Source organism: Sphingorhabdus sp. (genome assembly GCF_023910635.1).
In the GTDB taxonomy this organism is placed as follows: Bacteria; Pseudomonadota; Alphaproteobacteria; order Sphingomonadales; family Sphingomonadaceae; genus Sphingorhabdus_B.
Genome location: NZ_JAAVVZ010000011.1, coordinates 66,349 through 92,865, shown reverse-complemented (window position 1 = coordinate 92,865; position 26,517 = coordinate 66,349). Strand labels below are relative to the sequence as shown.

Here is a 26,517-nt window from a genome sequence, read left to right as displayed (position 1 = left end):
GTATCTGCTGTGTCGCCGGGCAAAATCGTGACTTCGATTTGGCCAAGCACGGGGCCATCGTCCAGCTCCGCCGTCACCAAATGCACGCTGGTTCCCGCGACTGTGTCTTTGGCGTCAATAGCTCTTTGATGGGTGTGCAGGCCCTTATACTTTGGCAGCAAAGAAGGGTGGATATTGAGCATGCGCCCATCCCATTTTGCGACGAATTCCGTGGACAATATCCGCATATATCCAGCCAAAGCGACATAGACCGCACCGGCCTCGACGATCGCGTCATGCATGACCGCGTCATGCGCGGCGCGGTCAAGGCCGATATGAGACACCGCAAAGGTTGGAATGCCTTCTGTCGCGGCGATTTTTAGCCCTTCTGCGTCTGGATTGTTGCTGGCGACCAGAACAATTTCATAGGGGCAGCTTGGCAGTTTTGCGGCATACAACAACGCGGCCATATTGGTGCCCGCGCCGGAGATGAGGACGGCGATTCTGGCTTTCAATTTCTCTCCCCTCCCGCAGGCGGGATGGGCCGGGGGATGGCCTCCACATTAAACGCTGCAAGCGAACCTTCGGTGCGCCCCGCCCCTGGCCCCTCCCGCCTGCGGGAAGGGAATAAAGGCAGTTTAGCCTCCATAAGTCGCAGTCCAATCGGATTGCGCGCTCCATGTTTCGACAGAACCCGTGACGGTGCAGCCCTTGTTTCCATCTGCAATGTGACCGATGTTGAACACCGTCTCACCAGCGGTCTCAAGCGCAGTTGTCACATCCGCAACATCCGCCTGTGCCACAACAACAGCCATGCCGACACCACAGTTAAATGTGCGCGCCATTTCCTCAGGCTCAATATTTCCTTGGGCCTGCAAAAACGCCATTAGGCGCGGCTGTGTCCAAGCGTCCGCGTTGACATGCGCATGCAGCCCCGCCGGCAAAATACGTGGAATATTTTCGAGCAAACCGCCGCCGGTGATATGCGCCATCGCGTGGATTTTGCCCGTGCGCACCAGCGGCAACAACGATTTTACATAAATCCGGGTTGGCGCCATCAGCGCGTCGATCAGGATCACATTCTGGTCGAACAGAGCGGGACGATCCAGCTTCCACCCCTTGTCCGCCGCAAGTCGGCGCACCAAGGAAAAGCCGTTGGAGTGCACGCCCGAAGACGCGAGACCCAAGATGACATCACCGGCCACAATTTTGTCGGCGGTCAGGACTTGGTCGCGTTCCACTGCGCCGACACAAAAACCGGCGAGGTCATAATCACCGTCGGAATACATGCCGGGCATTTCCGCGGTTTCGCCGCCGATCAGCGCGCATCCAGCCAGTTTGCAGCCCTTAGCGATGCTGGCCACGACCGATGTCGCGATAGTATTGTCCAGCTTGCCGGTCGCATAATAATCAAGGAAAAACAGCGGCTCTGCGCCTTGCACGATCAAGTCATTTGCGCACATCGCGACCAAATCAATACCGACGCCTTCGTGCCGTCCGCACTCTATCGCCAGTTTCAGTTTTGTTCCCACACCGTCATTGGCCGCGACCAGTAACGGGTCACGAAACCCTGCTGCTTTCAAATCGAAGAACCCGCCAAATCCGCCAAGGTCCGCGTCGGCACCTGCACGACGCGTTGCTTTGGCCAGTGGCGCAATGGCGCGCACCAGAGCATTGCCGGTTTCGATGGAAACACCCGCCTTGGCGTAAGTGTAGGATTCTGGGGTTTGATCTTTTGCGTCCATTTGTCGCCGTTAGCGAGAACAGGCTTGGAATTCCACGTCTATGTCGCCTAAAGGTGCCGAGATGACAAATTTGCGCAAGAATTGGTTCCGCATTGCAGCGTTCGGCTTGCCTTTGGCGCTGGTTGGCGGCGGCATCGTTGTTGCGCAGATTGAGGGGCCAAAGCGCGGTATTGCGCCGATTGCGAGCGCCGGAGACTTTGAAGTTACCGGCGTTTCGGTCAATGTGGTTGGCGACAACGCCTTTGAAGCACGAAAAAAGGGGTGGGAGCAGGCGCAGCGCATCGCTTGGGCGGCATTGTGGCGCAAAACCCATAATGAAGCAGGGGCTAATCTGTCCGATTCGACATTGGACGGCATCACTGCCGCCATTGTGGTGGAACGGGAACAAATTGGCCCACGCCGTTATGTCGCAAAGCTGGGCGTCCTGTTTGATCGCGCGCGGGCGGGTCAGTTGCTGGGCGTCAGCGGCGTTGCAAGGCGTTCTGCGCCTTTGATGTTGTTGCCCGTGACCTATTCTGCAGGTGCACCCACAGTGTTTGAACAGCGCACATCATGGCAACGGAGCTGGGCCAAATTTCGTACCGCAGACAGCACGATCGATTATGTCCGCCCAAGCGGGGCAGGCGGCGAGTCGCTTTTGTTGAATGCCGGCCAACCGGAACGCCGCAGCCGCATTTGGTGGCGCACGATCCTTGACCAATTTGGTGCGGCGGACGTTATCATTCCCATTGCGCGGATTGAACGGCAATGGCCCGGTGGTCCAGTCATCGGACGTTTCTCGGCGCGTTATGGCCCGGATAACAAGTTTTTGGGTGCATTCACGTTGCGCACATCGAGTAGCGCGGGCATTCCTGCGATGATGGATCAAGCTGTATTGCGGATGGATCAATTATTCCAATCGGCCTTCTCCTCAGGGCGCCTGCGGGCGGATGCCTCGCTGGTCCTAGAACCCGAAGTGGTTGAGGACGAGGATCTGGAAGGTGCAGTCGAAGACGCTGCGGCCGGGGATCAAACCGGCGCAACGGTGCAGGAATCCGCCGCGCCATCGCTTGATGACGTCGTCAGATCCATTGTGCCAGAGGGGCAGGCCCCTTCCGCGCCTCAACCCCGGCCATAAGCGCATTTAGCGGGTCGATGCGTCAAATTGCCTTACCCTTGGATGAGTTGCGCAGTGGCGCGTCGTCCAGCCTCATCATTACGGATTCGAACGCAGCGGCCTTTGCCGGGCTTTCCAGTGCGGCGGGCTGGGCAACGGGCTGTGCAATTCTTACAGGGCCGGCGCGCTCCGGAAAAACACTGATGGCGCGTTATTTTTCGGGACGGAATGGCACTGTTATCGATGAAGCCGAGGCGCGTTCTGACGAAACAATTTTCAATGCGTGGAACCGTTCGCAAGAGAGCGGCGTGCCGTTATTGCTGATATCGCGTTGGCAACCTTCGGAATGGAATATTGCATTGCCCGATTTGCAGTCGCGATTAGGCGCGGCAATGTTGCTCGACATTGCGCCGCCGGATGACGAGATGATTGAACAATTACTGCAAAAACAACTCGCCGACCGGGGCGCAGCGATTAGTATCGATGCCGTAAGCTATGTGAAACGGCGTATCGAACGCAGCTATGTTGCCATAGAAAAATTTGCGCGATCCGCAAACGCCATGGCGCTCTCGGAAAATGCGCCCGTAAATTTGACCTTGGTAAAAAAAGTTCTCGAAGGCTGATCTAGGTCCTGACCCTAAGCCGGTGTTTCCCGCACCATGTCTTCTTCATGCGTTAGGGTCATCTTGAGCTTGCCATTGACCACGGCAAAGGCCAACCGTCCTTCGACAAGGTCAAGAGCATCGCGCCCGAATTGGTCAAAACGCCATCCCGTTAACACTTCAAGGTCTTCGCGCTCGCCAGCAGCCAAGCGCTCAAGCTCTTCCGTCCGTACAATCAAGCGCGGGGCCACGTTAATTTCGCGTGACCGGATTTTGAGCAATAGCTTCAGCAGATCCGCGACTAACGAACCATCTTTGCCACCGCCAGGGGACGATCGGGCACGGTCTGGCAAATTTTCACGCGCCATAGGCTGGCTCGCTTCAATCACCCCGATCAGGCGCGCACCAATGTCATTGTCGCGCCATGCGGGCGAAAGACCGCGCACTTTGGGTAGGTCAGCCTGACTTTTGGGTGGATGCGCGGCGATATCGGCCAGCGTTTCATCCTTCATAATCCGTCCACGCGGGATATTCTTGCGCTGCGCCTCTTTTTCGCGCCACGCAGCCATGGCTTGAAGCCGACCAAGCACTTCGGGCTTGCGCGATTGTACCTTAATCCGTGCCCACGCGTTTTCGGGGTCATTGCGATAATTGGCGGCGTCGGAAATCCGCTCCATCTCGTCATTCAACCACGCACCGCGACCCGTAGACTTAAGCTTTTCAAGCATCATCGGAAAAATGACGGACAAATGCGTCACATCGGCAATGGCATAATCAATTTGGCGTTTATCAAGAGGACGCCGTGACCAATCGGTGAAGCGGGCGCCCTTGTCCAATTGGATACCCATCCACAGGTCGACGAGGTTTGAGTAACCGACTTGCTCACCCTGACCCAGCGCCATGGCGGCAATTTGCGTGTCGAACATGGGATACGGGGTTTTGCTGGTCAGGTTGAAAAATATCTCGATATCCTGCCCGCCCGCGTGGAAAACCTTCAACACATCCTCATTTTCGCACAGCAGCTCAAGCATTGGCGCGAGGTCAAGCCCCTCGGCCTTGGGGTCAATTGCCGCAGCCTCATTGGCGTCTGCCAGTTGAACCAAACATAAGTCAGGATAATAAGTGTTTTCCCGCATAAATTCGGTGTCGACCGCAATAAAAGGCGATTGTGCAAGGCGTGCGCATAATTCGGCGAGACGTTTGCTGTCGGTGATAAGAGGATGAATCTGCATTGGGTATCGCCGTAGCACCCATTCACGACTTGACAAAGTGCCGCTGCACTGTTGACAGGCCCGCTTTCCACAGCTTTTTTGAATTGAGTAAACAATGCACGCTTATCGTACGCACAAATGCGCTGAACTCCGGGATTCCCATGTGGGCGAAACCGTCCGCCTGTCGGGCTGGGTCCACCGTAAGCGCGACCATGGCGGTGTGTTGTTCGTCGACCTGCGCGACCATTATGGCATGACGCAGATCGTGGCCGATACCGACAGCCCCGCTTTGCCGATATTGGAGGCGTTGCGCCTCGAAAGCGTCATAACCATTGATGGCGAGGTGAAGGCCCGCAGCGCAAGCACGGTCAATGCCCATCTGCCGACCGGGCAGATTGAAGTCTTCGCTCGCAGCGTGACCGTGCTGAGCAAGTCAGAAGAACTGCCGTTGCCAGTTGCCGGTGAGCAAGAATATCCTGAAGAAACGCGTCTGAAATACCGCTTTCTCGATTTGCGCCGCGAAACGCTGCACGCCAATATCGTCAAGCGCACACAGATCATTCGCGAAACGCGCCGCCGGATGGAAGATATCGGCTTCACCGAATATTCAACGCCCATCCTGACCGCATCCAGTCCCGAAGGCGCGCGCGACTTTCTTGTGCCAAGCCGCATCCACGCAGGCAAATTCTTTGCACTGCCGCAAGCACCACAGCAGTATAAGCAGTTGTTGATGGTCGCCGGTTTCGACCGCTATTTTCAGATTGCCCCCTGTTTCCGCGATGAAGACCCGCGCGCCGACCGTTTGCCGGGCGAATTTTACCAGCTTGATCTGGAAATGAGCTTTGTCACGCAAGAAGAAATCTGGGACACGATGGAACCCGTGATGGCGGGTGTGTTCGAAGCATTTGCCGACGGCAAAAAAGTGACACCAGCAGGACAGTTCCCGCGCATCCCACATTCAAAGGCGATGTTAGATTACGGCACTGACAAGCCGGATTTGCGCAATCCGCTGATGATCCACGACGTTACCGATCATTTCAAAACCTCTGGCTTCGGCCTGTTTGAACGCATTGTTGAAGGCGGCGGCGTTGTCCGCGCCATTCCTGCGCCAAAGACTGCGGACAAGAGCCGTAAATTCTTCGACGATATGAACGAATGGGCGCGCAGCGAAGGTCATGCCGGACTTGGTTATGTCACCCGCAAGGGTGGCGAGTTTGGCGGCCCAATCGCCAAGAACCATGGCGAAGAGGGGATGCGCGCGCTGTACGAAGCTATTGGACTTGGGCCAGACGATGGTTGCTTCTTCGCCGCTGGCAAGGAAGAGCAAGCGGCAAAGCTGGCTGGCGCGGCCCGCACGCGGACGGGCGAGCAGCTTGACCTGATTGAAAAGGACGCGTTCCGTTTTTGCTGGATCATTGACTTCCCGTTCTACGAATGGAGCGAGGAAGACAAAAAGGTCGACTTTGCCCACAACCCCTTCTCCATGCCACAGGGCGGGCTACAGGCGCTCGAAACGCAGGACCCGCTTACCATCAAGGCGTATCAATATGACATGGTCTGTAACGGCTATGAGCTTGCGTCAGGCTCGATTCGGAACCAGCACCCCGATTTGATGGTCAAGGCGTTTGAACTCACGGGTTTGACGCAGGCGGATGTTGAGGCGCGTTTTGGCGGCATGTATCGCGCTTTCCAATTTGGTGCGCCACCGCATGGCGGCATGGCCGCAGGGGTGGACCGGATGGTCATGCTCTTGTGCGGCGTGCAGAATCTGCGCGAAATCACGCTTTTCCCGATGAACCAGCGGGCCGAGGACCTTTTGATGGGTGCGCCGTCGCCTGCGATGGCTAAGCAGTTGCGCGAATTGCACATTCGTGTATTGGAACAACCGCCCAAGGCCTGATGTCAGCGACAAAATTAGGCGTAGGATCTGTCCCTTTTGGGGACAGAGCTGCGCTTTTGCTTGTTTGTCCGCGCAATAGATGCTGGAAAGCGGGCATGTCCATTGACCTTTCCAAGTTTGAAGCCGGCAAAATTTATGATGGCTCATATGACAAGGACCTGAAAAGCCTTCAGGATCGCTTGTCCGAGCTACAAGCACTGCACATCCTGCATGAGGCGCGCACTTTAATCATATTCGAAGGCTGGGATGCCGCAGGCAAGGGCGGCGCAATTAAGCGCATGACCTCTTTGCTTGACCCGCGTTTTTATCAGGTCTTCCCGATTTCTGCGCCGACTTTAGAAGAAAAGGACAAGCATTTCCTGTGGCGCTTCTGGAACAAATTGCCGGGCAAACAGGAAATCAGCATTTGGGACAGAAGTCACTACGGCCGCGTGCTTGTGGAGCGTGTGGAGGGATTTTGCACCGAAGCCGAATGGCGGCGCGGTTATGACGAAATCAACGAATTTGAATCGCGCCAAGGCGAAATCGGCACAAAGATTATCAAGATATTCCTGCATGTGACCGCCGAAACACAAGACAAGGTTCTGATCGAACGGCTGGATGATCCAACCAAAAGGTGGAAAGTCACTGCAGAAGATTTTCGCAATCGCGAAAAGCGGGAGCAATATCTCGACGCGCTAAAGGATATGTTCAAGCGCACGCATACGCATTGGGCACCCTGGACCGTTGTTGACGGCAATAATCAAAAGGCGGCGCGAATAGCGGTCCTTTCGCATGTGATCGCAGAATTAGAGAAGAGCGTGCCGCAGGAGTTTCCGGACGCCGATCCAGCGGTCGTGGCGTTGGCGCAGCGGACGATTGGCTATTCCCCCAAGGGATAGTCTATACGTAATACTTCCCATTCTTTGGGCCCTGTGGGCAAATTTACGGTTTTGACATCACCCACGCGCGCCCCGCGTAGGGCGCGGGAAAGCGGCGCGTTCCAGCCTATGCGTCCGTTGCTGGCATCTGCTTCGTCATCACCAAGGATTGTGATCGTGCGTTCCATGTCATCGACATCCGCAATCGTGACGCACGCACCAAAGAATATGCGGCTTCGGTCCTCTTGCTTGGATGGGTCGAGTATTTGCGCGACTTTCATCTTTTTGGACAACTGACCCAATTCCCGGTCAATCGCGCGCAGTTTCTGGCGGCCATAGATATAATCGCCATTCTCGCTTCGGTCGCCATTGCCGGCGGCCCAATGGACGATTTCGACGACTGCTGGGCGGTCGATGGCGAATAGTTGTTCATAGCGTTCGCGCAAGGCCGCGAATCCGGCTGGGGTGATCGGGTTGGTGCGCTCGGCCATACATCTGCCTTAGCCGTTCGGGTCGAGGAGAGTCGAGAGACCCCAGACGCGCCGCACAACCTTGCGGTGCCGTGACTGCGCCCGGCACGAAAGGGCGGATGTTAACCCGGCGTAGACTTGCCCAAATAGGCGCTAAGTGGCGTAGATGACTGCACCCGTGCCTTTTCGGGGTGGAGATGGTCATACATCACCGCATTTTCCAAAACGCGGTAGACATAATCGCGGGTTTCGCTGAGCGGGATTTTCTCAATCCAATCCATCATATCGATGCTGCCTGTGCGTGGGTCGCCATAGGCGCGGAGCCATTTGTTCACGTTACCCGGACCGCCATTATATGCGGCAATGGCCAAGGGATAGCTTCCGTCATAATAATCGAGCATGCGCTCAATATAGGTGGCACCCAAGGCGATGTTGTAATCGGTATCAACGGTCAGCGCATCAGGACGATAGGCCATTGAGATTTTGCCCGATGTCTCCCGCGCGGTTCCGGGCATCAATTGCATCAGGCCGCGTGCTCCTGCGTGGCTGACGGCGGCGCGGTCAAACTGGCTTTCCTGACGCATGATCGCATGGGCGAGCGTCCAAGTCTGACTATGCGCCGCTGGAACATTGACGGTGGGGTAGCTGTTACCCAGCAAATCGGGGATGCCATCGGTGCGCGCTGCACGACCCGCCATGACAGCTAAATCGGGACGGCCAAGCGCTTGCGAAAGGCCAATCGCAGCGGTATATGCGTCACGGTCATCCGCGTGGCGGGCAATGGCTCTGAAAAAATTGCTTTGGTCACGCCAGCTACCATATTTTGCGGCCAGCGCCGCCGCCAAATGCACAGGGGGAAGATTCCCGTCCGCCAGAACAGGCGGGGTAGCTGCCACGCGCGGAACTTGCGGTAAGGCACGACGCAGCTGCTCCAAAGACAACTGGCCAAAAAAGCTTTCATAATATGCCGCTGCTTGTTCATAATAAAGCGTCGCGCTTGACGGGTCGCCAGCCTTTGCTGCGGCCTTGCCCGCCCAATAAAAACCCTTTGATCGGGTTTGTGCGGTTTTTGCGGCAGTCGCATAGCGTTCGAACATGCTTACGGCATCACGCGGGCGGCCCAAACGGTCCATAGCCACCGATCCGGCCAGCCAAGTAAGGCTGGTATAGCGATCACGCGTCGGCAGATCCTGATCCGCCATGACAAGGCCAGCAGGGATGGCGTCGTCCACACGCGAGGCGATGCGATATGCCACGTCATACTGGCCGTCCATTTCGGCAGCGCGGGCATGCGTGAGTAGCAATTGGTACCAATCCTTGGGGACGGGCACCGGTGCGACCAGATTCCCGCGGTTTGCAAGCAATTCGCGCACAGCAAAGCCGTTACCAGCATCACGCATCGCGTCCGCCCGCGCCGCCAGCAGACTGGCTTCGTTATTCGCAAAAACGCCTGCCTCTTGCACCTTCAAGTCGGCATCTTGTGCCTTCATCCGCGTTGCAAGCGCAGCGACAAACGCAGGGCGGCGCTGCGGCGAGGTGAATGCGATCCAACGTTCGGCGGCGCGCGTCGATCCTGACCAGAGCAGCCGGTCGATTCGTGCATCATGGTCGGCGGATGTCAGGGTGCCGCTGGCAATGCGGAAAACCCGACCTTCATCTTCGTCGCTCAGCGCGCCACCGCGCCAAGCTTCGCGCGCTTGTGTTTCGGCACGCGCCTTGTCGCCAACGCTATCCAGCGCCAATGCAAATTTTGCGCGGCCTTCATTGGTGACTGGCGGCAAGCGGTCAAAATAAGCCACTACTTGGTTTGGAGAGTAAGACAGGGGATTTATCGCCTGTTCCGCCTTTTTGCGCATGTCGTCCGCATTTGGCCAATCCGGGTAAAGCATGAGGAATGATGCATAATCGTTAAAGCTGAAATTGCCGGGTGCGCTTAACATTTTCCAACGCTGCAGCGCGGCGGGGATTTTGCCCTCGCTTGGGTCGTAAATGACGGGTGTAGACAGTGGTTGTCCAGATGGCGCGGACATTTGTCCACCGCCAGTGCCGGGTTTCCATATGATACCATCGGATTGCTGCGCGGAGGCGAGCGCAGCAAATGAAATAATGAGAGCCGATGCTGAAAGAAGGTGCTTTACCATGCCGGACATATTATGGACCTCAAACTTATCAATCGCTGAACAAGCGACTATATTAAGCTTAGCGTTCAATTTGGATCAGAATGGAAGTCCTGTTATATGTTTTCCGGATCAATACCGGCTCTAGTGACTCCTTTTTGCGACGGAGCGTTTAGCGAAAAGCATTTTCGTGCGATAATCGATTGGCAAATCGAGCAAGGCTCAAGCGCGCTTGTGCCCGCAGGAACCACTGGAGAGGCGTCGACACTGTCTAACGCGGAGCATCATCGTGTCATTGAGATATGCATCGAGCAAGCCGCTGGGCGCGTGCCTGTCATCGCGGGTTGCGGTTCAAACGACACAAACAACGCTGTCCTGCACCTCAACTTTTCTAAGAAAAGCGGGGCCGCCGCTGGGCTTGTGGTTGCGCCTTATTACAACCGGCCAAATCAAGAGGGCATTTACGCGCATTTCGAACATATGACGAAAAAGAACGATCTGCCGATACTGCTCTACAATGTGCCGGCGCGCACGGTGACGGATATCAAGCCGGAAACCGTCGCCCGTCTGGCAAAGTTGCCAACCATAATCGGCATTAAGGATGCCAGTGGCGACATGCCGCGTGTCACCGACCACCGTTTGGCCTGTGGGCCGGACTTCTGTCTGTTGTCAGGCGTCGATGAACAGTCGCTCGCGTTCAACGCAGCAGGTGGCAAAGGCTGTATTTCGGTGACGGCGAATGTCGCGCCGAAGCTATGCGCAGAGTTTCAGGCGGCTTGTGCATCGGGTGACTATGATTTGGCGCGCAAGCTGAACGACAAACTCTATCCCTTGCATTTGGCATTGTTTTCTGATGCGTCCCCCGGTCCAATCAAATATGCTCTGTCTCAGGTAATCGAAGGCTTCCCGACGGAGTTGCGTTTGCCAATGACACCGCCGAGTGAGACGAGCCGCCGTCAGGTTGATGCCGCTTTGGAGAATGCAGGTCTGATCTGATGACTCGTCCAAAGCCGGAAGCATTTAACAAGGTCAAAACGGTCGCCGAAAACCGGCGGGCGCGCTATGATTTTCATATCGATGACAAATATGAAGCTGGCATTGTCCTGACTGGTACGGAGGTAAAGTCGTTACGCTTTGGCGAGGGGTCAATTGCCGAGAGTTACGCCGAAGTTCGTGATGATCAAATTTGGCTGATTAATGCCAATATTCCTGAATTCAGTCATGGCAACCGCTTCAATCACGAACCGAAGCGCCCGCGCAAGTTGCTACTTAATGAACGTGAAATAAATAAGCTGCATGGAGCGGTTATGCGTCAAGGTATGACGCTCGTGCCGCTGTCGATTTACTTCAATGGCCGGGGCCGGGCGAAAGTGGAACTGGCTTTGGCAAAGGGCAAAAAGGCCCCAGACAAGCGTGCGACGGAAAAAGAGCGTGACTGGAAGCGCGAACAAGGACGAATTATGCGGGATCGCGGATGAGCAAATTCAACGCCTGGTTACATAAGCAAGCGCCGACTCGCGACAGCTTTGAACGCAGCCGTTTTCTGCGTCCTTTTGCGCAACGCGTTTTCCACCCGGCATTGTGGCGATTTACGCGCCGTTCGGTGCCGCGCGGCGTCGCGCTTGGCCTGCTCGTCGGCATTTTCCTGCTGATACCCGGTGTCCAAATTGCTGGCGTAGCATTATTGGCGCTGCCGTTCCGTGCCAATATTCCAATCGGCGCGGCGATGACTTTTCTCAGTATGCCAGCGACCACGCCGTTTATCCTCTTCGGGTCGATCTATGTCGGTGAATCCGTTTTGCGGTTAAACAATGGTTCCGGGCGATTTTATGAACTCATTGAAACGGCTGCGCCATTATCCGCTTGGGGTGATTATGTCTGGAATGAAGCGCCGCTTGCACTTGTTCAGGGGATAGCTGGGCTGGCAATTATTTCGATTGTGATGGCCGCCGTTGGCTATTTCATCTCCGCCTGGTTTTGGCGTTGGCGCATAAGTGCCAAATGGCGTCGTCGGTCGAAGTCACTTCTGTCGGGCAGATGAAGTTTCGGTAAGTTCGAGGCAGAACCTGCATGGCGATCACGAAATCTTGACAAACGGTGCGATGCGTTCCAGCCCATGGCTATGGTAAACTGTGCTTTAAGTCTGCGCCGCGCGATTTTATCGGGTAAGGGGCCGTTTTGAACAAGATACCGTCGCCGACTGATTTTCAGATGCTTGGCGGGGATGTCGATGCCTATCCGCGGCTGGATTTTCAAAAGCTCGGGGTCGTGGTGCTGGCAACCATATTGTCGCTCACAATTGTGTGGTTTTCGACGGAAAATATCATCCTGTTGGGATCATGCGCTGCAACGATAATCGCCACCGTCGGCGTCATTCATTTTTTCCGCAGCGGGCCTTCTGTCGACAGCGCGTCTGAATTGTCGGTGCCTGATTGGTCGATAACCCATGCCGCGACTCAGATGAGCAATGCTGCCATTGCGATCAGCGACCGGGCAGGCCGTTTGGTCTGCGCCAATGACCATTACACAATAGCCTTTCCGGGATTGAAAGCGCCACCAGACCTTGGCGTCGATGACGCCAATCGTGCATTGCTTGTTGCCGCAGGTCGTGCCGCATGGCGCGACGGAAGCACGGATATCGCAACGATCGTTCAAGATGGCAGAACCTTCCGCGTAAAGGTTGCTCGAGCAGGCATGGCCGATGAATATCTGTTGTGGCATTTGGCGGCGGTAGAGGAGATCGCCATTGAACACCGCGCGATTGAGGTGATTACGGGGCGCATTGGCCGGGCGATGTCCAGCAGCGGCGTGATGGCGGTCGCCGTTAGCGCGGATGGCGCAGTGCGTGCGGCCAATGCCGCCTTTGCATTGCGCGCGACGGGCACGGATATGGAGCCTATTCTTGGTCAGCTCTTTGCCGATTTTGTCCGAATGGATGAAAAAGGTAGCGTATACTTTGAACGCGAGGGGCGCCGGGGTTTGCCGATCCGGTTGCTGCACGTGCCTTTGAACGAAGAAAATGCCGAAAGCGCAGCGCTTTTGCTCGCGGTCGATGAAGAAGGCGTGAAAGTTGATCGCGGTTTGGCGCTGGCGCATGTGGAACAATTGCTGTCGACGCTTCCACTTGGGCTTGCGCTGGTTGATCGCGACGGACGGTTCCTGTTTGCCAATGACGCCTTCGCGCGCGTGCTTGATGTGCAGGCAGATAAATTGCCGCCTTATCCGGGCGATCTTGTCATCAACGAGGACAAAGGCGCGGTCCTTGATAGCATTCGGCGCTACGGCAGCGGCGCAGTAACTTCAGGCGATATCGCCATTCGGCTGAAGGAGCGGCCCGACGAGGTGATCGCTTTGTCGATCGCTGGCGTGCGCGGACTAGGTGAGGCTGCGGTGCTGCTCGGGCTGAAGGATAATAGCGAAGAGATTACACTGAAACGCCAAGTCGCGCAGCAGACCAAGATGGAATCCATTGGCCAGCTTGCAGGTGGCGTCGCGCATGACTTTAACAATATCCTGACTGCGATCATTGGCTATTGCGACCTGATGCTGTTGCGACATCAGCCGGGCGACAGCGATTATGACGATATCCAGCAGATTAAGAATAACTCCAACCGCGCGGCCAGCCTGACGCGCCAGTTACTGGCCTTTTCGCGTCAGCAGACCCTGCGTCCGCAAATCCTGCAACTCGCCAATGTGGTGGCCGATGTCTCCAGCCTGTTGAAGCGACTTTTGGGCGAAACCGTGCGGCTTGAGGTGCATCATGGGCGCGGCGTTGGCGCAGTGCGGGCTGACCCGGGGCAGCTTGAACAAGTTATCATCAACCTGGGCGTGAATGCGCGTGACGCTATGCCCAAGGGTGGCGTCGTACACATCAGCACCGTCGCTGTCAGCCAAAGCGAAGTTGCCGCAATGGGCAGAGAGTTTTTACCAATAGGTGATTATGTCCAACTGTCTGTCGAAGACAGCGGCGTTGGCATCCCGAAAGAAAATCTGTCGAAGATATTCGAACCGTTTTTTACGACCAAGGAAATGGGCAAAGGCACAGGGCTTGGCCTGTCAACGGTATATGGCATCGTCAAACAATCTGGCGGATTTATTTTTGCAGACTCCCAACTGCAAAATGGAACGCGGTTTGACATCTTCCTGCCGGTCCACCGGGGCGAAATTCCAACGCCTGAAGTCACGAGGCGCGAATTGTACAAGCCAAAGGACCTTTGGGGCAGCGGCAGGATATTAATCGTTGAGGATGAGGACATGGTGCGCGCCGTGGCCGAACGGGCGCTGGTCCGGCAAGGCTATGTGGTGGAAACCGCGAATGATGGTGAACAAGCACTTGAACTCTTCGCCGACGGGAAGCGTTACGACTTGGTCGTATCCGATGTCGTGATGCCCAATTTGGATGGGCCATCCATGGCACGGCGATTGCGCGAAAGTTATGGCGATATCCGGTTGCTGTTCATATCTGGCTATGCAGAGGAGCAATTGCGCGAAACGATCAGCCTCGACAATGTCGCTTTCTTGGCTAAGCCGTTTTCCGTCCAGCAAATTGCCGAAGCGGTTCACGATGCGCTTGCGAAGGACGATTAGATTAGATATTGAAATACAAGATGTAAATTTATTTGTTCCACTCTTGTTCTTTTGGAACAGAAGGCGTACATAGGTGGTGTTCCGACGAAGTATTTCGGAATAGGCATGACGCTAAGGAGTGGAAAAATGGCAGCTAGTCTCAAGATAATTGATGGGAATCAGGCAAACGGTATGAAAAATTCGGAACGTGAAAAGGCCCTAGAAGCAGCCTTGGCGCAGATTGATCGCGCATTCGGCAAGGGTTCGGCGATGAAGCTTGGCAGTCGTGAAGCGATTAGTATCGATGCGGTGTCGACGGGTTCGCTTGGGTTGGATATCGCGCTTGGCATTGGTGGATTGCCCAAGGGACGCGTGATTGAAATTTATGGCCCTGAAAGTTCGGGTAAGACGACATTGACCCTGCACGTGATTGCAGAGGCGCAAAAAGCAGGCGGCACGGCGGCATTTATCGACGCAGAGCATGCGCTTGATCCCGGCTATGCGAAGAAGCTTGGCGTCGACGTGGACAATTTGATCGTGTCGCAGCCAGATACGGGTGAACAAGCGCTTGAGATTGCCGACACTTTGGTGCGTTCAAACGCCGTGGACATCATCGTCATCGACTCGGTCGCGGCACTTGTCCCGCGCGCGGAAATCGAAGGCGAAATGGGCGACAGCCATGTGGGTTTGCAGGCGCGGTTGATGAGCCAAGCGCTGCGCAAGATTACAGGTTCGATCAGCCGGTCGAACTGCATGGTCATCTTCATCAACCAGATTCGTATGAAGATCGGGGTGATGTATGGTTCGCCAGAAACCACAACGGGCGGCAATGCGCTGAAATTCTATGCATCGGTGCGTTTGGACATTCGCCGCACAGGCCAGATCAAGGCAGGCGAGGATATTGTAGGCAACACGACCCGCGTGAAGGTTGTGAAGAACAAGGTCGCGCCGCCATTCAAACAGGTCGAATTTGACATCATGTATGGCGAAGGCATTTCCAAAACGGGTGAGCTGCTCGATCTGGGGGTGAAGGCGGGATTGGTCGAAAAATCGGGTAGTTGGTTTAGCTATGATTCGATCCGTATTGGCCAAGGTCGTGAGAATTCCAAAAACTATCTGACCGAAAATCCGGAGGTTGCGGCCCGGTTGGAAGCCGCCATTCGCGGCAAGACAGAAGAGGTCGCTGAGGTCCTGATGACCGGGCCCGACGCAGACGACGACGTTTAAGAATTGACGAACAAGCGCGGCCTTGCCTGAGGCTGCTGCTTTCGGCCCGCCCTGGTCCACCCCGGGGCGGGTCATTTGTGTGAAGGTCGATAGATGCTTCCCCTTGCCGCCTTCACTGCATCGGCGGACGCACGGGCGCTAGGGTCAGGACCACTTAAATCCACCTTCGCGGTTTGAGGCCATACTGTTCAGTGCAAGGCGGCAAGCGCAGGGCTTAGTGGTTCTAAGTCCAAGCTTGCCAACGCGGCAATGGACAGTATGGGTCAAATCCGAAGGACGCCAAAATGGCTTCGATCTCAAAGCAAAATGCCCTTGCTGGCAGAATAACTGCCTGCGGCGGACATTTTCCTTCGATACCTTTGCCATTTTGACGCCGCGACGGTGGATTTAAGTGGTCCTGACCCTAAGTTCTTGACAGGCACAATGGCTGGGGCACAACGGTCGGCATGGGGCCCGTCATTCATCTTATCGGCTTGCCGACTGATCAGAACAGTTCATTCGCGCGCGGTGCAGCATTGGCACCACCGGCCATCCGCACGGCATTATGGAGCGACCGGGGCAATCTATCCGCGCAATCCGGCCTTGAAATTGGTACGGACGTCATGCTCAAGGACCTTGGCGATTTGCCCTTATCGGACGTTGACTGCGCTGCCGATGACGCATTAATTCTGCGGGCGGTGACCCAAAGCGTGGAGGCAGATGCTATCCCGCTGTTGCTTGGCGGTGATCATGCGGTGACGTACCCCATCGTTGCGGCGCTAGCGGCGCGGCATGGACCGCTAAACATCCTGCATTTTGATGCGCATCCCGATCTATATGCCGATTTCGAAGGCAATCCGCGCAGCCATGCCTCGCCTTTTGCGCGCATAATGGAAGGGGGCCATGCAAAACATATCGTGCAGGTCGGTATTCGCACGTTGAATACGCACTGCCGCGCACAAGCGGACCGTTACGATGTCGAAATTCTGCCGATGTTGAACTTCGACGCCAATATGGTGCCCATCCTTGACGGCCCATTATATATCAGCGTTGACCTTGACGGCATCGACCCGTCCGAAGCGCCCGGCGTGGCACATCCAGAGCCCGGCGGCTTAACGGTCCGCGAAGTCCTGTCCATTATCGCCAAACAACGCGCGCGGATCGTGGGCGCGGACATCGTCGAACTTAACCCCGCGCGTGACGTGAACGACATTACCGCCATAGTCGCCGCCAAGCTGGTGCGCGAAATCGCCGCGCAAATGCATCAAAATTACGACCATATATAAGGAAGCAGCTATGACTATCATCGTACACCATCTCAACAATTCGCGTTCGCAACGTATCTTGTGGTTGCTGGAAGAACTGAACCTTCCTTATGAAATCCGCCATCATGCCCGTGATGCTGTGACCAATCTTGCGCCCGAAGCGCTTTTGAACGTCCATCCTTTGGGTAAATCGCCGTTGATTGAAGATGACGGCAATGTGATTTTCGAATCCGGCGCAATCGTCGAATATCTGTGTGAACGTCATAATGGTGCGCATCTTGTGCCGGCACGTGGAACCGACGCGCATGTCCGCTATCTTGAATTCATGCATTTTGCCGAAGGCTCGGCGATGACGCCGATCTTGCTAAACCTGTATACTGCGCGTTTGGGCGATGCTGCGGCACCCTTGCATTCGCGCATTAGTCAGCAGCTTGAAAGCCATTTTGCGTTTATGGACGACAATTTGAAAGCGACGGGCTGGTTTGTTGGCGATACCTTCACTGGCGCTGACATTATGATGAGTTTTCCGGCCGAAGCAGCGGTTAAAATGGGCCGGGCTGCAAACCTGCCAAACCTCACTGCTTTCGTCGAAAAAATCCACGCCCGTCCGGCGTATCAGACCGCCCTGCAAAAGGGCGGACCTTATGCCTATGCGTGATGGCGGTCGCAAACTGCATATCCGGCTTGCAGCGCGGCGAGTCGTTCCCTAAGTCGCAGTCATTATGACATCGACCAATGACATTCGCCGCGGCTTCCTCGATTATTTCGGTGGTGCCAATCATGACATAGTGCAGTCTGCACCGCTCGTGCCCTATAATGACCCGACATTGATGTTCGTCAATGCCGGGATGGTGCCGTTCAAAAACGTGTTTACGGGCCTTGAAAGTCGCGAAACGCCGCGTGCCGCCTCAAGCCAGAAATGCGTGCGGGCAGGGGGCAAGCATAACGACCTCGATAATGTTGGCTATACTGCGCGGCATCACACGTTTTTTGAAATGCTCGGCAATTTTTCCTTCGGCGATTATTTCAAAGAGCAGGCGATTACCCATGCATGGACATTGTTGACCAAGGAATGGGGGCTTAACCCAGCACGGTTGACGACCACCGTCTATCACACCGATGATGAGGCGTTCGACCTGTGGCGCAAGATTGCCGGCCTGCCTGAAGAACGGATCATCCGTATCGCCACGACGGACAATTTTTGGTCGATGGGCGACACTGGGCCCTGCGGACCATGCAGCGAGATATTCTACGACCATGGCGACCATATTTTCGGTGGCCCACCGGGAAGCCCGGATGAAGATGGCGACCGTTTTGTCGAAATCTGGAACCTCGTGTTCATGCAGTTTGAACGGCAGGACGACGGCACCGACGTGCCATTGCCCAAGCCGTCTATTGATACGGGCATGGGCCTTGAGCGGATCGCGGCGGTCATGCAAGGCGTGCCGGACAATTACGACACGGATACGTTCAAGGCATTGATCAACGCGTCTGAGGAGCTCACGGGCACAAAGGCGGTTGGCGATCAAAAGGCCAGCCATCGCGTCATCGCGGACCATTTGCGCTCGACCAGCTTCCTGCTCGCCGATGGCGTGATGCCGTCCAATGAAGGGCGCGGCTATGTCTTGCGGCGGATCATGCGCCGCGCCATGCGCCATGCGCATATTCTTGGTGCCAAAGAGCCATTGATGCACCGTCTGGTCGGAAGCCTTGCCGCCGAAATGGGTGCGGCCTACCCCGAACTATTGCGCGCGCAGCCCATGATTGAGGCGACGTTGAAGCAAGAGGAAACGCAGTTCCGCCGGACGCTTGATAAGGGCATTAAGCTACTCGACGAAGCGACCGCTGGCATGACGCCGGGCGATATCTTGGCAGGCGACACAGCGTTCAAGCTGTATGACACTTATGGTTTTCCTTATGACCTGACCGAAGACGCTTTGCGTGCGCAAGGCTTTGGTATTGATCAGGCGGGTTTTGAAACCGCGATGAATAGTCAAAAAGCCATGGCGCGGGCTGCGTGGAAGGGTTCCGGCGCGAAGGCGTCGGACGATGTCTGGTTCGATATCGCCGAACGCGTCGGCAGCACCGAGTTTACCGGCTATGCCGCAAGCGAAGGCGAGGGACAGGTTGTGGCTCTCGTCAACGACGGCATTGAGGTGCAATCGGCCCTCGCCAATGACACGGTCACGGTCATTACGAATCAGACTCCATTTTACGGCGAGAGCGGCGGCCAGATGGGTGACGCTGGCGTTATTTCCAGCAGCAATATGCGCGGCGAAGTGACGGACACGGCAAAGCCCTTGGGCCGACTGCATGCGCATCAGGTAACGATTGGCACAGGCGAGATCAAAGTCGGCGATTTTGTGACGCTGAAAATCGATACTGCGCGCCGCGACGCATTGCGCGCCAACCACAGCGCCACACATTTACTGCATGCATCATTGCGCCATCGCTTGGGCGACCATGTCAGCCAAAAGGGCAGCATGGTGGCACCGGATCGCTTGCGGTTCGACTTTTCGCATAACCAAGCAGTGACGCCGCAAGAAATTGCGATGATCGAGGCCGACGTGAACGCGCAAATCCGTGGCAATGACGCGGTGACGACGCGGTTGATGACCCCCGATGACGCCGTCGCCGCTGGCGCGCTGGCCTTGTTCGGCGAAAAATATGGCGAAGAAGTCCGCGTTTTGACGATGGGCAAGAGCGAGGACGCGCATTATTCGTTGGAACTGTGCGGCGGCACCCATGTCAACGCCTTGGGCGACATCGCCTTGTTCACGATCATCTCCGAAGGCGCAGTTGCAAGCGGCATTCGCCGCATTGAGGCGCTGACGGGCGAAGCGGCGCGCTTATGGCTTGTTGGCCGTGAGACGCAGTTGAAGAATGTCGCTGCGATGCTGAAAACTGCGCCGGACGAAGTGGGCGCGCGCATCGAAACGCTCATGAACGAACGCAAGCGGATGGAGAAGGAACTGTCCGAAGCCAAAACTGCGCTCGCTTTGTCCGGTGGCGGTGGTCCGAAGGTAGAGGCCGAACACATCGGTGATATTACCTTCATGGGGCAAGTTATCGCAGGTATTGAACCAAAAATGCTGCGCGGCCTTGCGGATGACCAGATGAAGGCCATTGGCACGGGCATCGTCGCCATCATCGCCGCGAATGAAAACAGCAATACGGTTGTGGTCGCCGTCTCGCCTGCCTTGCATGGCACCATAACTGCGCCTGACCTTGTGCGTGTGGCGACGCAGGCCATGGGCGCGCAAGGCGGCGGCGGACGCCCCGACATGGCGCAAGGCGGCGGTCCTGCGGGCGCTGAATTGGCGCAAGCGGCGTTGGATGCGATTAAGGCAAAAATCTCTGGTTAAGAGGTAAGTTTAAGCTTGGGGGTCTCTTCAAGCCCCCCGGCTTCCTTTATCTGACGCCGGAATTCGTCGCGCTTTTCGTGGATCGACGCGATGACGGGGCCCATGGCAACGCCCAGATCGACGAGCACTGCTTCCGATAGCTGAAGCGAGCTTTCCAGCGTTTCCGGCACGGCGTCGGTCGCGCCTGCCTGATAGAGCCGCGCGGCATGGTCCGGATCACGGGCGCGCGCGACAATCGTGATATCGGGCAACCATTGACGGACGCGCTTGACGATATGTTCGGCCAATACCGGTTGGTCCATTGTCAGGATCAGCGCCTTGGCATGACCCAAGCCCAATTTATCCAGCGTTTCGGGCCGTGAAATGTCGCCATAAATAACCTTATAACCCCCGCGCCGCGCGGCGGTTACCGCGTCGACATTGGATTCCACGGCAACATAAGGCTGCCCGTGCGTGATCAGCATATCGGCCACTAGCTGTCCGACCCGGCCAAAGCCGATCACGACCGTTCGCGGCTCCTGCGTCGGGTCTTGTTCGTGCATCTCATCATCGCTCTCGCGCAGCTCGAGACGGCGGGCCATATCTTGACCGATCCGCGCCAATATGGGGGTGATCGTCAGGCCAATCGCAGTTGCCACTTGCCAGAAATTGATTGCGGCAGCGTCAATAATCTGAGCGGCACCGGCGGCACCCAGCACGATCAACGTCGTTTCCGACGGACTGCCCATAAGGACGCCGGTTTCGGTCGCTGTGCCCGTGCGCGCGCCATTTAGCTTTAACAAAGCTGCGGTGACACATGCCTTGATCAGCACGACCGCCGAAACCGCGCCCACCAAAGCCACCCAGTTGGCCGCCACAAAGCGCAGATCAACCTGCATACCGATGCTGATCAGGAACACGCCCAGTGCCAGCCCTTTGAATGGTGCTGTCATCACTTCGACTTCGTTATGGTAATCGGTTTCGGCAATCAACAGGCCAGCGATCATTGCGCCGACGATAGGCGAAAGGCCAACCGCGCCCGTCGCCAGACTTGCGACAATGACAACGAGCAAGCTGATCGATACAAATAATTCAGGGCTTTTTGTGCGCGCAGCTTGCCCGAACAGGCGGGGCAAAAAAAAGCGGCCAAGCACAAGCATTCCGATAATAACCAGCGCCCCCTGCCACAATACGGTGACGAGACCTGTCCATGAATCCGCCCCGGCTTGTGGCGCCAATGCACCCAAAACGAATATTATTGGGACGATGGCCAAATCTTCGAACAGCAACATGGCCAGCGCTGACTTACCCACGGCGGAATGCGTGCCGGATATTGGAAGCACCAACGCTGTGGAAGAAAGCGCTAATGCAACGCCAATGCCGATGGCGGCGGTCGCGCCATATCCGAACAGATACAGACCAGCCGCGATAATCAGGCCAGCGCCAAATAATTGCGCTGCGCCGACGCCGAACACCAAGCGCCGCATTTTCCATAATCTGCGGAAAGATAGTTCAAGACCAATGGAGAACAGCAATAAAATAATGCCATATTCGCCTATGGGATGAATCGCCTCTGGATTGGTGATGGTGACCCATTCGAGCATGGGATAACGAGGCACCAACGATCCAAGTCCCATTGGGCCAACCATTATCCCGACCAATATAAAACCAATGATGGGCGTGATGCGAAGCCGGGCAAAAGCGGGGATCACTATTCCCGCTGCGCCCAATATGACGAGCAGATCGCTAATGCCTTCGGTTTGTAGTTCGCCTGCCATAAATGCCATTTACGCACAGGGGGCATGAGAAAGAAAGGGTAGGGCAAAAAAAAAGCGCGGGAGTTACCCCCCGCGCTCTCACCTATTCAAACGCGCTGGAGTTACATCCAACTGCCCATTTTCACTTCGAGATTGGCACGTACCTGCTCAAAAAACTGCTCTGTGGTCATCCAAGCCTGATCCGGGCCGATGAGGATCGCGAGATCCTTTGTCATATGGCCATCTTCAACGGTCTGAATGCAGACTTCTTCAAGCGTTTCGGCAAAGCGCGTGACTTCGGGCGTTTCGTCGAACTTGCCACGGAATTTGAGGCCGCCCGTCCATGCGAAAATGGACGCAATCGGGTTGGTTGAGGTTGCCTTACCTTGCTGATGCTGACGGTAATGCCGCGTAACCGTGCCGTGCGCGGCCTCGGCTTCAACCGTCTTGCCATCTGGTGTCATCAGTATGGAGGTCATTAGGCCAAGCGAGCCGAAACCTTGCGCAACTTGATCGGACTGCACGTCACCATCATAATTCTTACATGCCCAGATGAACTTGCCGGACCATTTCAGCGCCGATGCGACCATATCGTCGATCAAACGGTGCTCATAGACAATGCCCAGTTCCTTGAACTTTGCCGCGAATTCGGCTTCGTACACTTCTTGGAATAGATCCTTGAAGCGACCATCATAATATTTCAGGATGGTGTTCTTAGTCGACAGATATACCGGCCATTGCCGGGTCACGCCATAGTTTAACGACGCACGCGCAAAGTCGCGGATGGAATCGTCGAGATTGTACATCGCGAGCGCTACGCCCGGCGACGGGTAACGGAAAACCTCCTCGTCAATTTTCTGCCCATCATCGCCATCCCATACAAGACGCAGCGTTCCAGGACCGGGAACCAGGAAATCCGTAGCGCGATATTGGTCACCGAAAGCATGACGACCAATGACGATTGGGTCAGTCCAGCCCGGGATCAAGCGCGGTACGTTATCAATGACGATTGGCTCGCGGAAGACCACGCCGCCCAAAATATTGCGAATGGTGCCATTGGGCGACTTCCACATTTTCTGAAGACCGAATTCTTCAACGCGCGCTTCATCTGGCGTAATCGTGGCGCACTTTACGCCGACGCCGAATTCGCGGATTGCGTTGGCGGAATCGACGGTGACCTTATCATTGGTCTTGTCGCGATACTCCATACCAAGGTCGTAATATTTCAGATCGATATCGAGATATGGCAAAATGAGTCGCTCACGAATCCATTCCCAGATGATCCGTGTCATTTCGTCGCCATCAAGCTCAACGACTGGATTTTTGACCTTAATTTTTGCCATGGCAGAAAGCGCTTTCCATTAGGGAGATGGGAACTTGAGCGGTGCCATAGCAAAGTTTGCCATATGTTCAACTGCATCCCCAATATTGTCTGAAAATGGCTGAAATTGTATCTTAGGTTGTAAGATGGCGGCGCATCCCCTAGCTAAGCCAAATGAGCAGACAAGAATTGACAAACCGGGGCACCGGGGTTGCGAAATGGTCGTTTCCACCCATCCATCCCGAGGGCCGCAAGTTCGGACTTATCGCCGCGGGCATAACGCTGTTTTTCGCCTTCATGGCCTGGGAAACGCTGGCTTGGCCGATGGCGGCCGTCACCGTGTGGACATTGGCCTTTTTTCGCGACCCTGCGCGTGCGACGCCAATCGACGAGCGGTTTATTGTGGCACCCGCCGATGGGCTTGTCACGCTGATCGAACAAGTCCCTCCGCCAGTTGAACTGCGCGGGCCTGAAGGTCTTGGTGATCAGCCGATGACGCGGGTGTCGATTTTCATGAGCGTGTTTGACGTTCACATCAACCGGACACCCATTCGCGGCACCATCAAGCGCGTTGTGTATATCGCGGGCAAATTCCTCAACGCCGACCTTGATAAGGCCAGCGAAGAAAATGAACGCCAACATTTTCTCGTGGAACGCGGCGATGGGGTTCGCATCGGTTTCACCCAAATCGCTGGCTTGGTCGCGCGTCGCATCGTTGCTTTTGTGAAGGAAGGCGACAGTGTTGCCAATGGGCAGCGTGTTGGCCTGATCCGTTTTGGCAGCCGCGTTGATGTGTATTTGCCGCATGGCACGTCGTCGCGCGTCATCAAGGGGCAGCGTTGCGTTGCCGGTGAAACGGTTCTCGCCGAAATCGGTGTTGACCAAGACCTGATTGCCGTCGCGCATTGATGGACGTAGCGTCCTCCCGTCCTGGAATATCCTTGCGGGCGCTTGCGCCTAACGCGGTCACCGCGCTTGCACTTTGTACCGGATTGTCGGGTGCATGGTTCGCGATGCAGGGCCGTTGGGAAAATGCCGTTGCCGCAATCGTGATTGCTGGCGTGCTCGACGCCATGGATGGCCGTATCGCGCGGATGCTGAAGGGGGAAAGCCGTTTCGGGGCTGAACTGGATTCGCTTTCTGACGTGATTGCTTTCGGGGCCACGCCTGCTTTGGTCATATATATGTGGGTCATGCAGGATATGCCGCGCTTTGGCTGGACCATATCGGTATTCTTTGTGCTGTGTGCGGCATTACGTCTGGCACGGTTTAACGCACAGATTGATACCGAGAACCAACCGCACAAGTCCGCTGGGTTTAACACGGGCGTGCCGTCGCCACCGGGCGCGGCGCTGGCTTTGTTGCCTATGATGGTCTGGTTTGAAACCGGCGCGGATTGGGTGCGCGATTACCGCTTCATTGCGCCATGGTTGCTGCTGTGCGCGCTGTTGATGATTTCCAATGTGGCAACCTATAGCTGGTCGTCGATTAAGGTGCGGCGCAGCCTGCGTTTCATGGCGCTGGCGGTCGTTGGTCTGTTTACCGCAACCTTGGTCGCGGCGCCATGGGTTGCGCTCATCGGTGTCGGCGTCTTTTACGTCGCCCTGCTGCCGCTGAGCATGATGAGCTACGCACGGGTTAAGAAGTCGCGACGGGACTTTGCCGAAGCCACTTGACCTCCGCCCCGCACGGGCTATGTTCCAGTTTCGTTCTAATTTGGGAGGTGGCCGTTGGAGCCGTTGATTGTCATTGTAGCGGTGATTTTTGCCTTGTTGGGCGGACTGTTGCTTGGCTGGTTTGCGGGTAACCGCACGGGCAAAGCAGGGCAGGAAACCACCACGCAGTTGCGGGCTATGCTCGATCAGGTGGTAGTCGAACGTGATAGCGCCAAGGACCGCTTGGCGCGGCTTGAAACCAGTTTGGAAGAACGCGAGCGGAGCTTTGCAGAACAGATCGCGGCGTTGGGGGATGCGAAGGAAAACCTGTCCGCCCAATTTGGCGAGATTGGGCAGAAGTTATTGGGCGAAGCGCAGGCGGCGTTCCTGCAACGTGCCGATGAACGTTTCCATCAAGCCGGCGAGAAGAATGAGGAGCGGCTGAAGCAATTGCTTGGCCCGGTAGGCGAGAAGCTGAAGGCTTATGAAGAGCAGGTCGGCAGAATCGAGAAGGACCGGACCGAAGCCTATGGCGACCTGAAGGGGTTAATCAGCGAAATGCGATTGGGTCAGGAACGCGTATCGAGCGTCGCGTCGGGGCTGATGAACTCTTTGCGTAATGCGCCCAAGGCACGGGGGCGTTGGGGTGAGCAGCAGTTGAAAAATGTGCTTGAAAGCTGCGGCCTGTCTGAGCATGTCGATTTTAATCTCGAAACCAGCATTGATGTTGGCGATGGTTTGCGACTGCGGCCCGATGCTATCGTCCATGTCCCCGGTGGGCGCACCTTGGTGATTGATGCCAAGGTATCGTTGAACGACTATCAGGACGCATTTGATTCGGTGGACGATGATGTCCGCGCTGTGGCCATGAAGCGCCACACCCAATCGATGAAGAACCATATCGATGGGTTATCGCGCAAGGCCTATTGGGATCAATTTTCCGAAGCGCCTGATTATGTCATCATGTTTGTCCCCGGTGAGCATTTCCTTGCGGCCGCGCTGGAGCATGAGCCGCAATTGTGGGATTTTGCCTTTGATAAGAAAGTGCTGCTGGCGACGCCAACAAACTTGGTCGCAATTGCCCGCACTGTGGCCAGCGTCTGGCAGCAAGAGGGGCTAGCGCGCGAGGCGAAGCAAATCGGGGCACTTGGTAAGGAAATGTATGACCGTATTGCGGTGGCCGCACAGCATCTGAAATCGGTTGGCAGCGGGCTGTCGTCGGCGGTGAATAACTACAATAAATTCGTCGGCAGCTTCGAACGCAATGTCATTTCAACGGGCCGAAAATTTGCCGATTTGAACATCGAAACCGGTAAGCGTGAATTGGAAGATATTCCTATGGTCGAGGCTTTGCCACGTTATGGCGATGGCGAAACGCCTTCGTCGCCACCGATTGAGGACCAACGCGAAGCTAATGTCTGAG

At 56.0% G+C, this 26,517-nt stretch carries 22 protein-coding genes; 15 read left to right on the top strand and 7 right to left on the bottom strand.

The window, feature by feature from the left end; genetic code table 11:
• Together HEQ34_RS08505 and purM are read right to left on the bottom strand one after the other, a co-directional pair.
• On the bottom strand, positions 1–449 hold a 449-nt coding region (locus tag HEQ34_RS08505; RefSeq protein ID WP_296199661.1), incomplete at its 3' end, for a formyltransferase family protein.
• A gap of 168 nt (positions 450–617) precedes the next feature.
• Positions 618–1,724, bottom strand: coding sequence for a phosphoribosylformylglycinamidine cyclo-ligase (gene purM, locus HEQ34_RS08500; RefSeq protein ID WP_296199658.1), 1,107 nt, complete (start codon positions 1,722–1,724; stop codon positions 618–620).
• 61 nt (positions 1,725–1,785) lie between these two features.
• On the opposite strand from purM, the gene HEQ34_RS08495 reads away from it, so the two are divergent.
• Complete coding sequence (locus HEQ34_RS08495; protein ID WP_296199656.1) at positions 1,786–2,841, top strand: heavy-metal-associated domain-containing protein; 1,056 nt, start codon at positions 1,786–1,788, stop codon at positions 2,839–2,841.
• Between the two features lie 17 nt (positions 2,842–2,858).
• Positions 2,859–3,443 (top strand): DnaA/Hda family protein, encoded by a 585-nt coding sequence (locus HEQ34_RS08490; protein ID WP_296199654.1) that lies wholly within the window; start codon positions 2,859–2,861, stop codon positions 3,441–3,443.
• Positions 3,444–3,457: 14 nt separating this feature from the next.
• Here HEQ34_RS08490 and rnd read toward each other — a convergent pair whose 3' ends face one another.
• Entirely contained in the window at positions 3,458–4,654 is a 1,197-nt protein-coding gene (rnd, locus tag HEQ34_RS08485; RefSeq protein WP_296199652.1) for a ribonuclease D, read from the bottom strand.
• Positions 4,655–4,748: 94 nt separating this feature from the next.
• On the opposite strand from rnd, the gene aspS reads away from it, so the two are divergent.
• Positions 4,749–6,533 (top strand): aspartate--tRNA ligase, encoded by a 1,785-nt coding sequence (gene aspS / locus HEQ34_RS08480; protein ID WP_296199650.1) that lies wholly within the window; start codon positions 4,749–4,751, stop codon positions 6,531–6,533.
• Positions 6,534–6,628: 95 nt separating this feature from the next.
• Positions 6,629–7,414: a polyphosphate kinase gene (locus tag HEQ34_RS08475; protein WP_296199648.1), complete on the top strand. Its 786-nt coding sequence runs from the start codon at positions 6,629–6,631 to the stop codon at positions 7,412–7,414.
• On the opposite strand, the gene HEQ34_RS08470 is transcribed toward HEQ34_RS08475, so the two are convergent.
• Positions 7,396–7,884: a GreA/GreB family elongation factor gene (locus HEQ34_RS08470; protein WP_296199646.1), complete on the bottom strand. Its 489-nt coding sequence runs from the start codon at positions 7,882–7,884 to the stop codon at positions 7,396–7,398. The genes HEQ34_RS08475 and HEQ34_RS08470 overlap by 19 nt on opposite strands.
• 101 nt (positions 7,885–7,985) lie before the next feature.
• Positions 7,986–10,013 carry a lytic transglycosylase domain-containing protein gene (locus HEQ34_RS08465; RefSeq protein ID WP_296199644.1) on the bottom strand — a complete coding sequence of 676 codons (2,028 nt, stop codon included), beginning with the start codon at positions 10,011–10,013 and terminating at the stop codon, positions 7,986–7,988.
• Between the two features lie 87 nt (positions 10,014–10,100).
• Here HEQ34_RS08465 and dapA point away from each other — a divergent pair, with 87 nt between their 5' ends.
• The 8 genes from dapA (at position 10,101) to alaS (ending at position 20,382) form a co-directional block, all read left to right on the top strand.
• Positions 10,101–10,976 carry a 4-hydroxy-tetrahydrodipicolinate synthase gene (dapA, locus tag HEQ34_RS08460; protein ID WP_296199642.1) on the top strand — a complete coding sequence of 292 codons (876 nt, stop codon included), beginning with the start codon at positions 10,101–10,103 and terminating at the stop codon, positions 10,974–10,976.
• Positions 10,976–11,458, top strand: a complete 483-nt coding sequence (gene smpB / locus HEQ34_RS08455; protein WP_125230014.1) for an SsrA-binding protein SmpB — start codon at positions 10,976–10,978, stop codon at positions 11,456–11,458. The genes dapA and smpB overlap by 1 nt, the downstream gene beginning before the upstream one ends.
• Positions 11,455–12,021 (top strand): DUF2062 domain-containing protein, encoded by a 567-nt coding sequence (locus HEQ34_RS08450; protein WP_296199639.1) that lies wholly within the window; start codon positions 11,455–11,457, stop codon positions 12,019–12,021. Before smpB ends, HEQ34_RS08450 begins: the two co-directional genes overlap by 4 nt.
• A 137-nt stretch (positions 12,022–12,158) precedes the next feature.
• Positions 12,159–14,567, top strand: a complete 2,409-nt coding sequence (locus HEQ34_RS08445) for a PAS domain-containing sensor histidine kinase (RefSeq protein WP_296199638.1) — start codon at positions 12,159–12,161, stop codon at positions 14,565–14,567.
• Positions 14,568–14,693: 126 nt separating this feature from the next.
• A complete protein-coding gene (gene recA / locus HEQ34_RS08440; RefSeq protein ID WP_296199636.1) occupies positions 14,694–15,773 on the top strand; it encodes a recombinase RecA in 1,080 nt (359 codons plus the stop codon).
• A gap of 446 nt (positions 15,774–16,219) precedes the next feature.
• Positions 16,220–17,038, top strand: a complete 819-nt coding sequence (speB, locus tag HEQ34_RS08435) for an agmatinase (RefSeq protein WP_296199634.1) — start codon at positions 16,220–16,222, stop codon at positions 17,036–17,038.
• 10 nt (positions 17,039–17,048) lie between these two features.
• On the top strand, positions 17,049–17,675 hold the full coding sequence (locus HEQ34_RS08430; RefSeq protein ID WP_296199632.1) for a glutathione S-transferase: 627 nt from the start codon (positions 17,049–17,051) through the stop codon (positions 17,673–17,675).
• A 64-nt stretch (positions 17,676–17,739) separates the two neighbouring features.
• Positions 17,740–20,382: an alanine--tRNA ligase gene (gene alaS, locus HEQ34_RS08425; protein WP_296199631.1), complete on the top strand. Its 2,643-nt coding sequence runs from the start codon at positions 17,740–17,742 to the stop codon at positions 20,380–20,382.
• Here the strand turns inward: alaS and HEQ34_RS08420 are convergent.
• Together HEQ34_RS08420 and HEQ34_RS08415 are read right to left on the bottom strand one after the other, a co-directional pair.
• The gene (locus HEQ34_RS08420; protein WP_296199629.1) at positions 20,379–22,139 is read right to left on the bottom strand and encodes a cation:proton antiporter; all 1,761 of its coding nucleotides are present in this window, start codon (positions 22,137–22,139) and stop codon (positions 20,379–20,381) included. The genes alaS and HEQ34_RS08420 overlap by 4 nt on opposite strands.
• Positions 22,140–22,240: 101 nt before the next feature.
• Positions 22,241–23,461, bottom strand: coding sequence for an NADP-dependent isocitrate dehydrogenase (locus HEQ34_RS08415; protein WP_296199626.1), 1,221 nt, complete (start codon positions 23,459–23,461; stop codon positions 22,241–22,243).
• A 152-nt stretch (positions 23,462–23,613) separates the two neighbouring features.
• On the opposite strand from HEQ34_RS08415, the gene HEQ34_RS08410 reads away from it, so the two are divergent.
• The 3 genes from HEQ34_RS08410 (at position 23,614) to rmuC (ending at position 26,516) form a co-directional block, all read left to right on the top strand.
• Entirely contained in the window at positions 23,614–24,348 is a 735-nt protein-coding gene (locus HEQ34_RS08410) for a phosphatidylserine decarboxylase (protein ID WP_296199625.1), read from the top strand.
• A gap of 32 nt (positions 24,349–24,380) precedes the next feature.
• Positions 24,381–25,115 (top strand): phosphatidylcholine/phosphatidylserine synthase, encoded by a 735-nt coding sequence (locus HEQ34_RS08405; RefSeq protein WP_366934854.1) that lies wholly within the window; start codon positions 24,381–24,383, stop codon positions 25,113–25,115.
• A gap of 63 nt (positions 25,116–25,178) precedes the next feature.
• A complete protein-coding gene (gene rmuC / locus HEQ34_RS08400; protein ID WP_296199659.1) occupies positions 25,179–26,516 on the top strand; it encodes a DNA recombination protein RmuC in 1,338 nt (445 codons plus the stop codon).
• The last annotated feature ends 1 nt before the right edge of the window (position 26,517 follow it).

Bases quoted from the DNA above. Each gene is read 5' to 3' on its own strand.
- purM (WP_296199658.1), bottom strand. From the start codon at position 1,724: ATGGACGCAAAAGATCAAACCCCAGAATCCTACACTTACGCCAAGGCG.
- HEQ34_RS08495 (WP_296199656.1), top strand. From the start codon at position 1,786: ATGACAAATTTGCGCAAGAATTGGTTCCGCATTGCAGCGTTCGGCTTG.
- HEQ34_RS08490 (WP_296199654.1), top strand. From the start codon at position 2,859: ATGCGTCAAATTGCCTTACCCTTGGATGAGTTGCGCAGTGGCGCGTCG.
- rnd (WP_296199652.1), bottom strand. From the start codon at position 4,654: ATGCAGATTCATCCTCTTATCACCGACAGCAAACGTCTCGCCGAATTA.
- aspS (WP_296199650.1), top strand. From the start codon at position 4,749: ATGCACGCTTATCGTACGCACAAATGCGCTGAACTCCGGGATTCCCAT.
- HEQ34_RS08475 (WP_296199648.1), top strand. From the start codon at position 6,629: ATGTCCATTGACCTTTCCAAGTTTGAAGCCGGCAAAATTTATGATGGC.
- HEQ34_RS08470 (WP_296199646.1), bottom strand. From the start codon at position 7,884: ATGGCCGAGCGCACCAACCCGATCACCCCAGCCGGATTCGCGGCCTTG.
- HEQ34_RS08465 (WP_296199644.1), bottom strand. From the start codon at position 10,013: ATGTCCGGCATGGTAAAGCACCTTCTTTCAGCATCGGCTCTCATTATT.
- dapA (WP_296199642.1), top strand. From the start codon at position 10,101: ATGTTTTCCGGATCAATACCGGCTCTAGTGACTCCTTTTTGCGACGGA.
- smpB (WP_125230014.1), top strand. From the start codon at position 10,976: ATGACTCGTCCAAAGCCGGAAGCATTTAACAAGGTCAAAACGGTCGCC.
- HEQ34_RS08450 (WP_296199639.1), top strand. From the start codon at position 11,455: ATGAGCAAATTCAACGCCTGGTTACATAAGCAAGCGCCGACTCGCGAC.
- recA (WP_296199636.1), top strand. From the start codon at position 14,694: ATGGCAGCTAGTCTCAAGATAATTGATGGGAATCAGGCAAACGGTATG.
- speB (WP_296199634.1), top strand. From the start codon at position 16,220: ATGGGGCCCGTCATTCATCTTATCGGCTTGCCGACTGATCAGAACAGT.
- HEQ34_RS08430 (WP_296199632.1), top strand. From the start codon at position 17,049: ATGACTATCATCGTACACCATCTCAACAATTCGCGTTCGCAACGTATC.
- alaS (WP_296199631.1), top strand. From the start codon at position 17,740: ATGACATCGACCAATGACATTCGCCGCGGCTTCCTCGATTATTTCGGT.
- HEQ34_RS08420 (WP_296199629.1), bottom strand. From the start codon at position 22,139: ATGGCAGGCGAACTACAAACCGAAGGCATTAGCGATCTGCTCGTCATA.
- HEQ34_RS08415 (WP_296199626.1), bottom strand. From the start codon at position 23,461: ATGGCAAAAATTAAGGTCAAAAATCCAGTCGTTGAGCTTGATGGCGAC.
- HEQ34_RS08410 (WP_296199625.1), top strand. From the start codon at position 23,614: ATGAGCAGACAAGAATTGACAAACCGGGGCACCGGGGTTGCGAAATGG.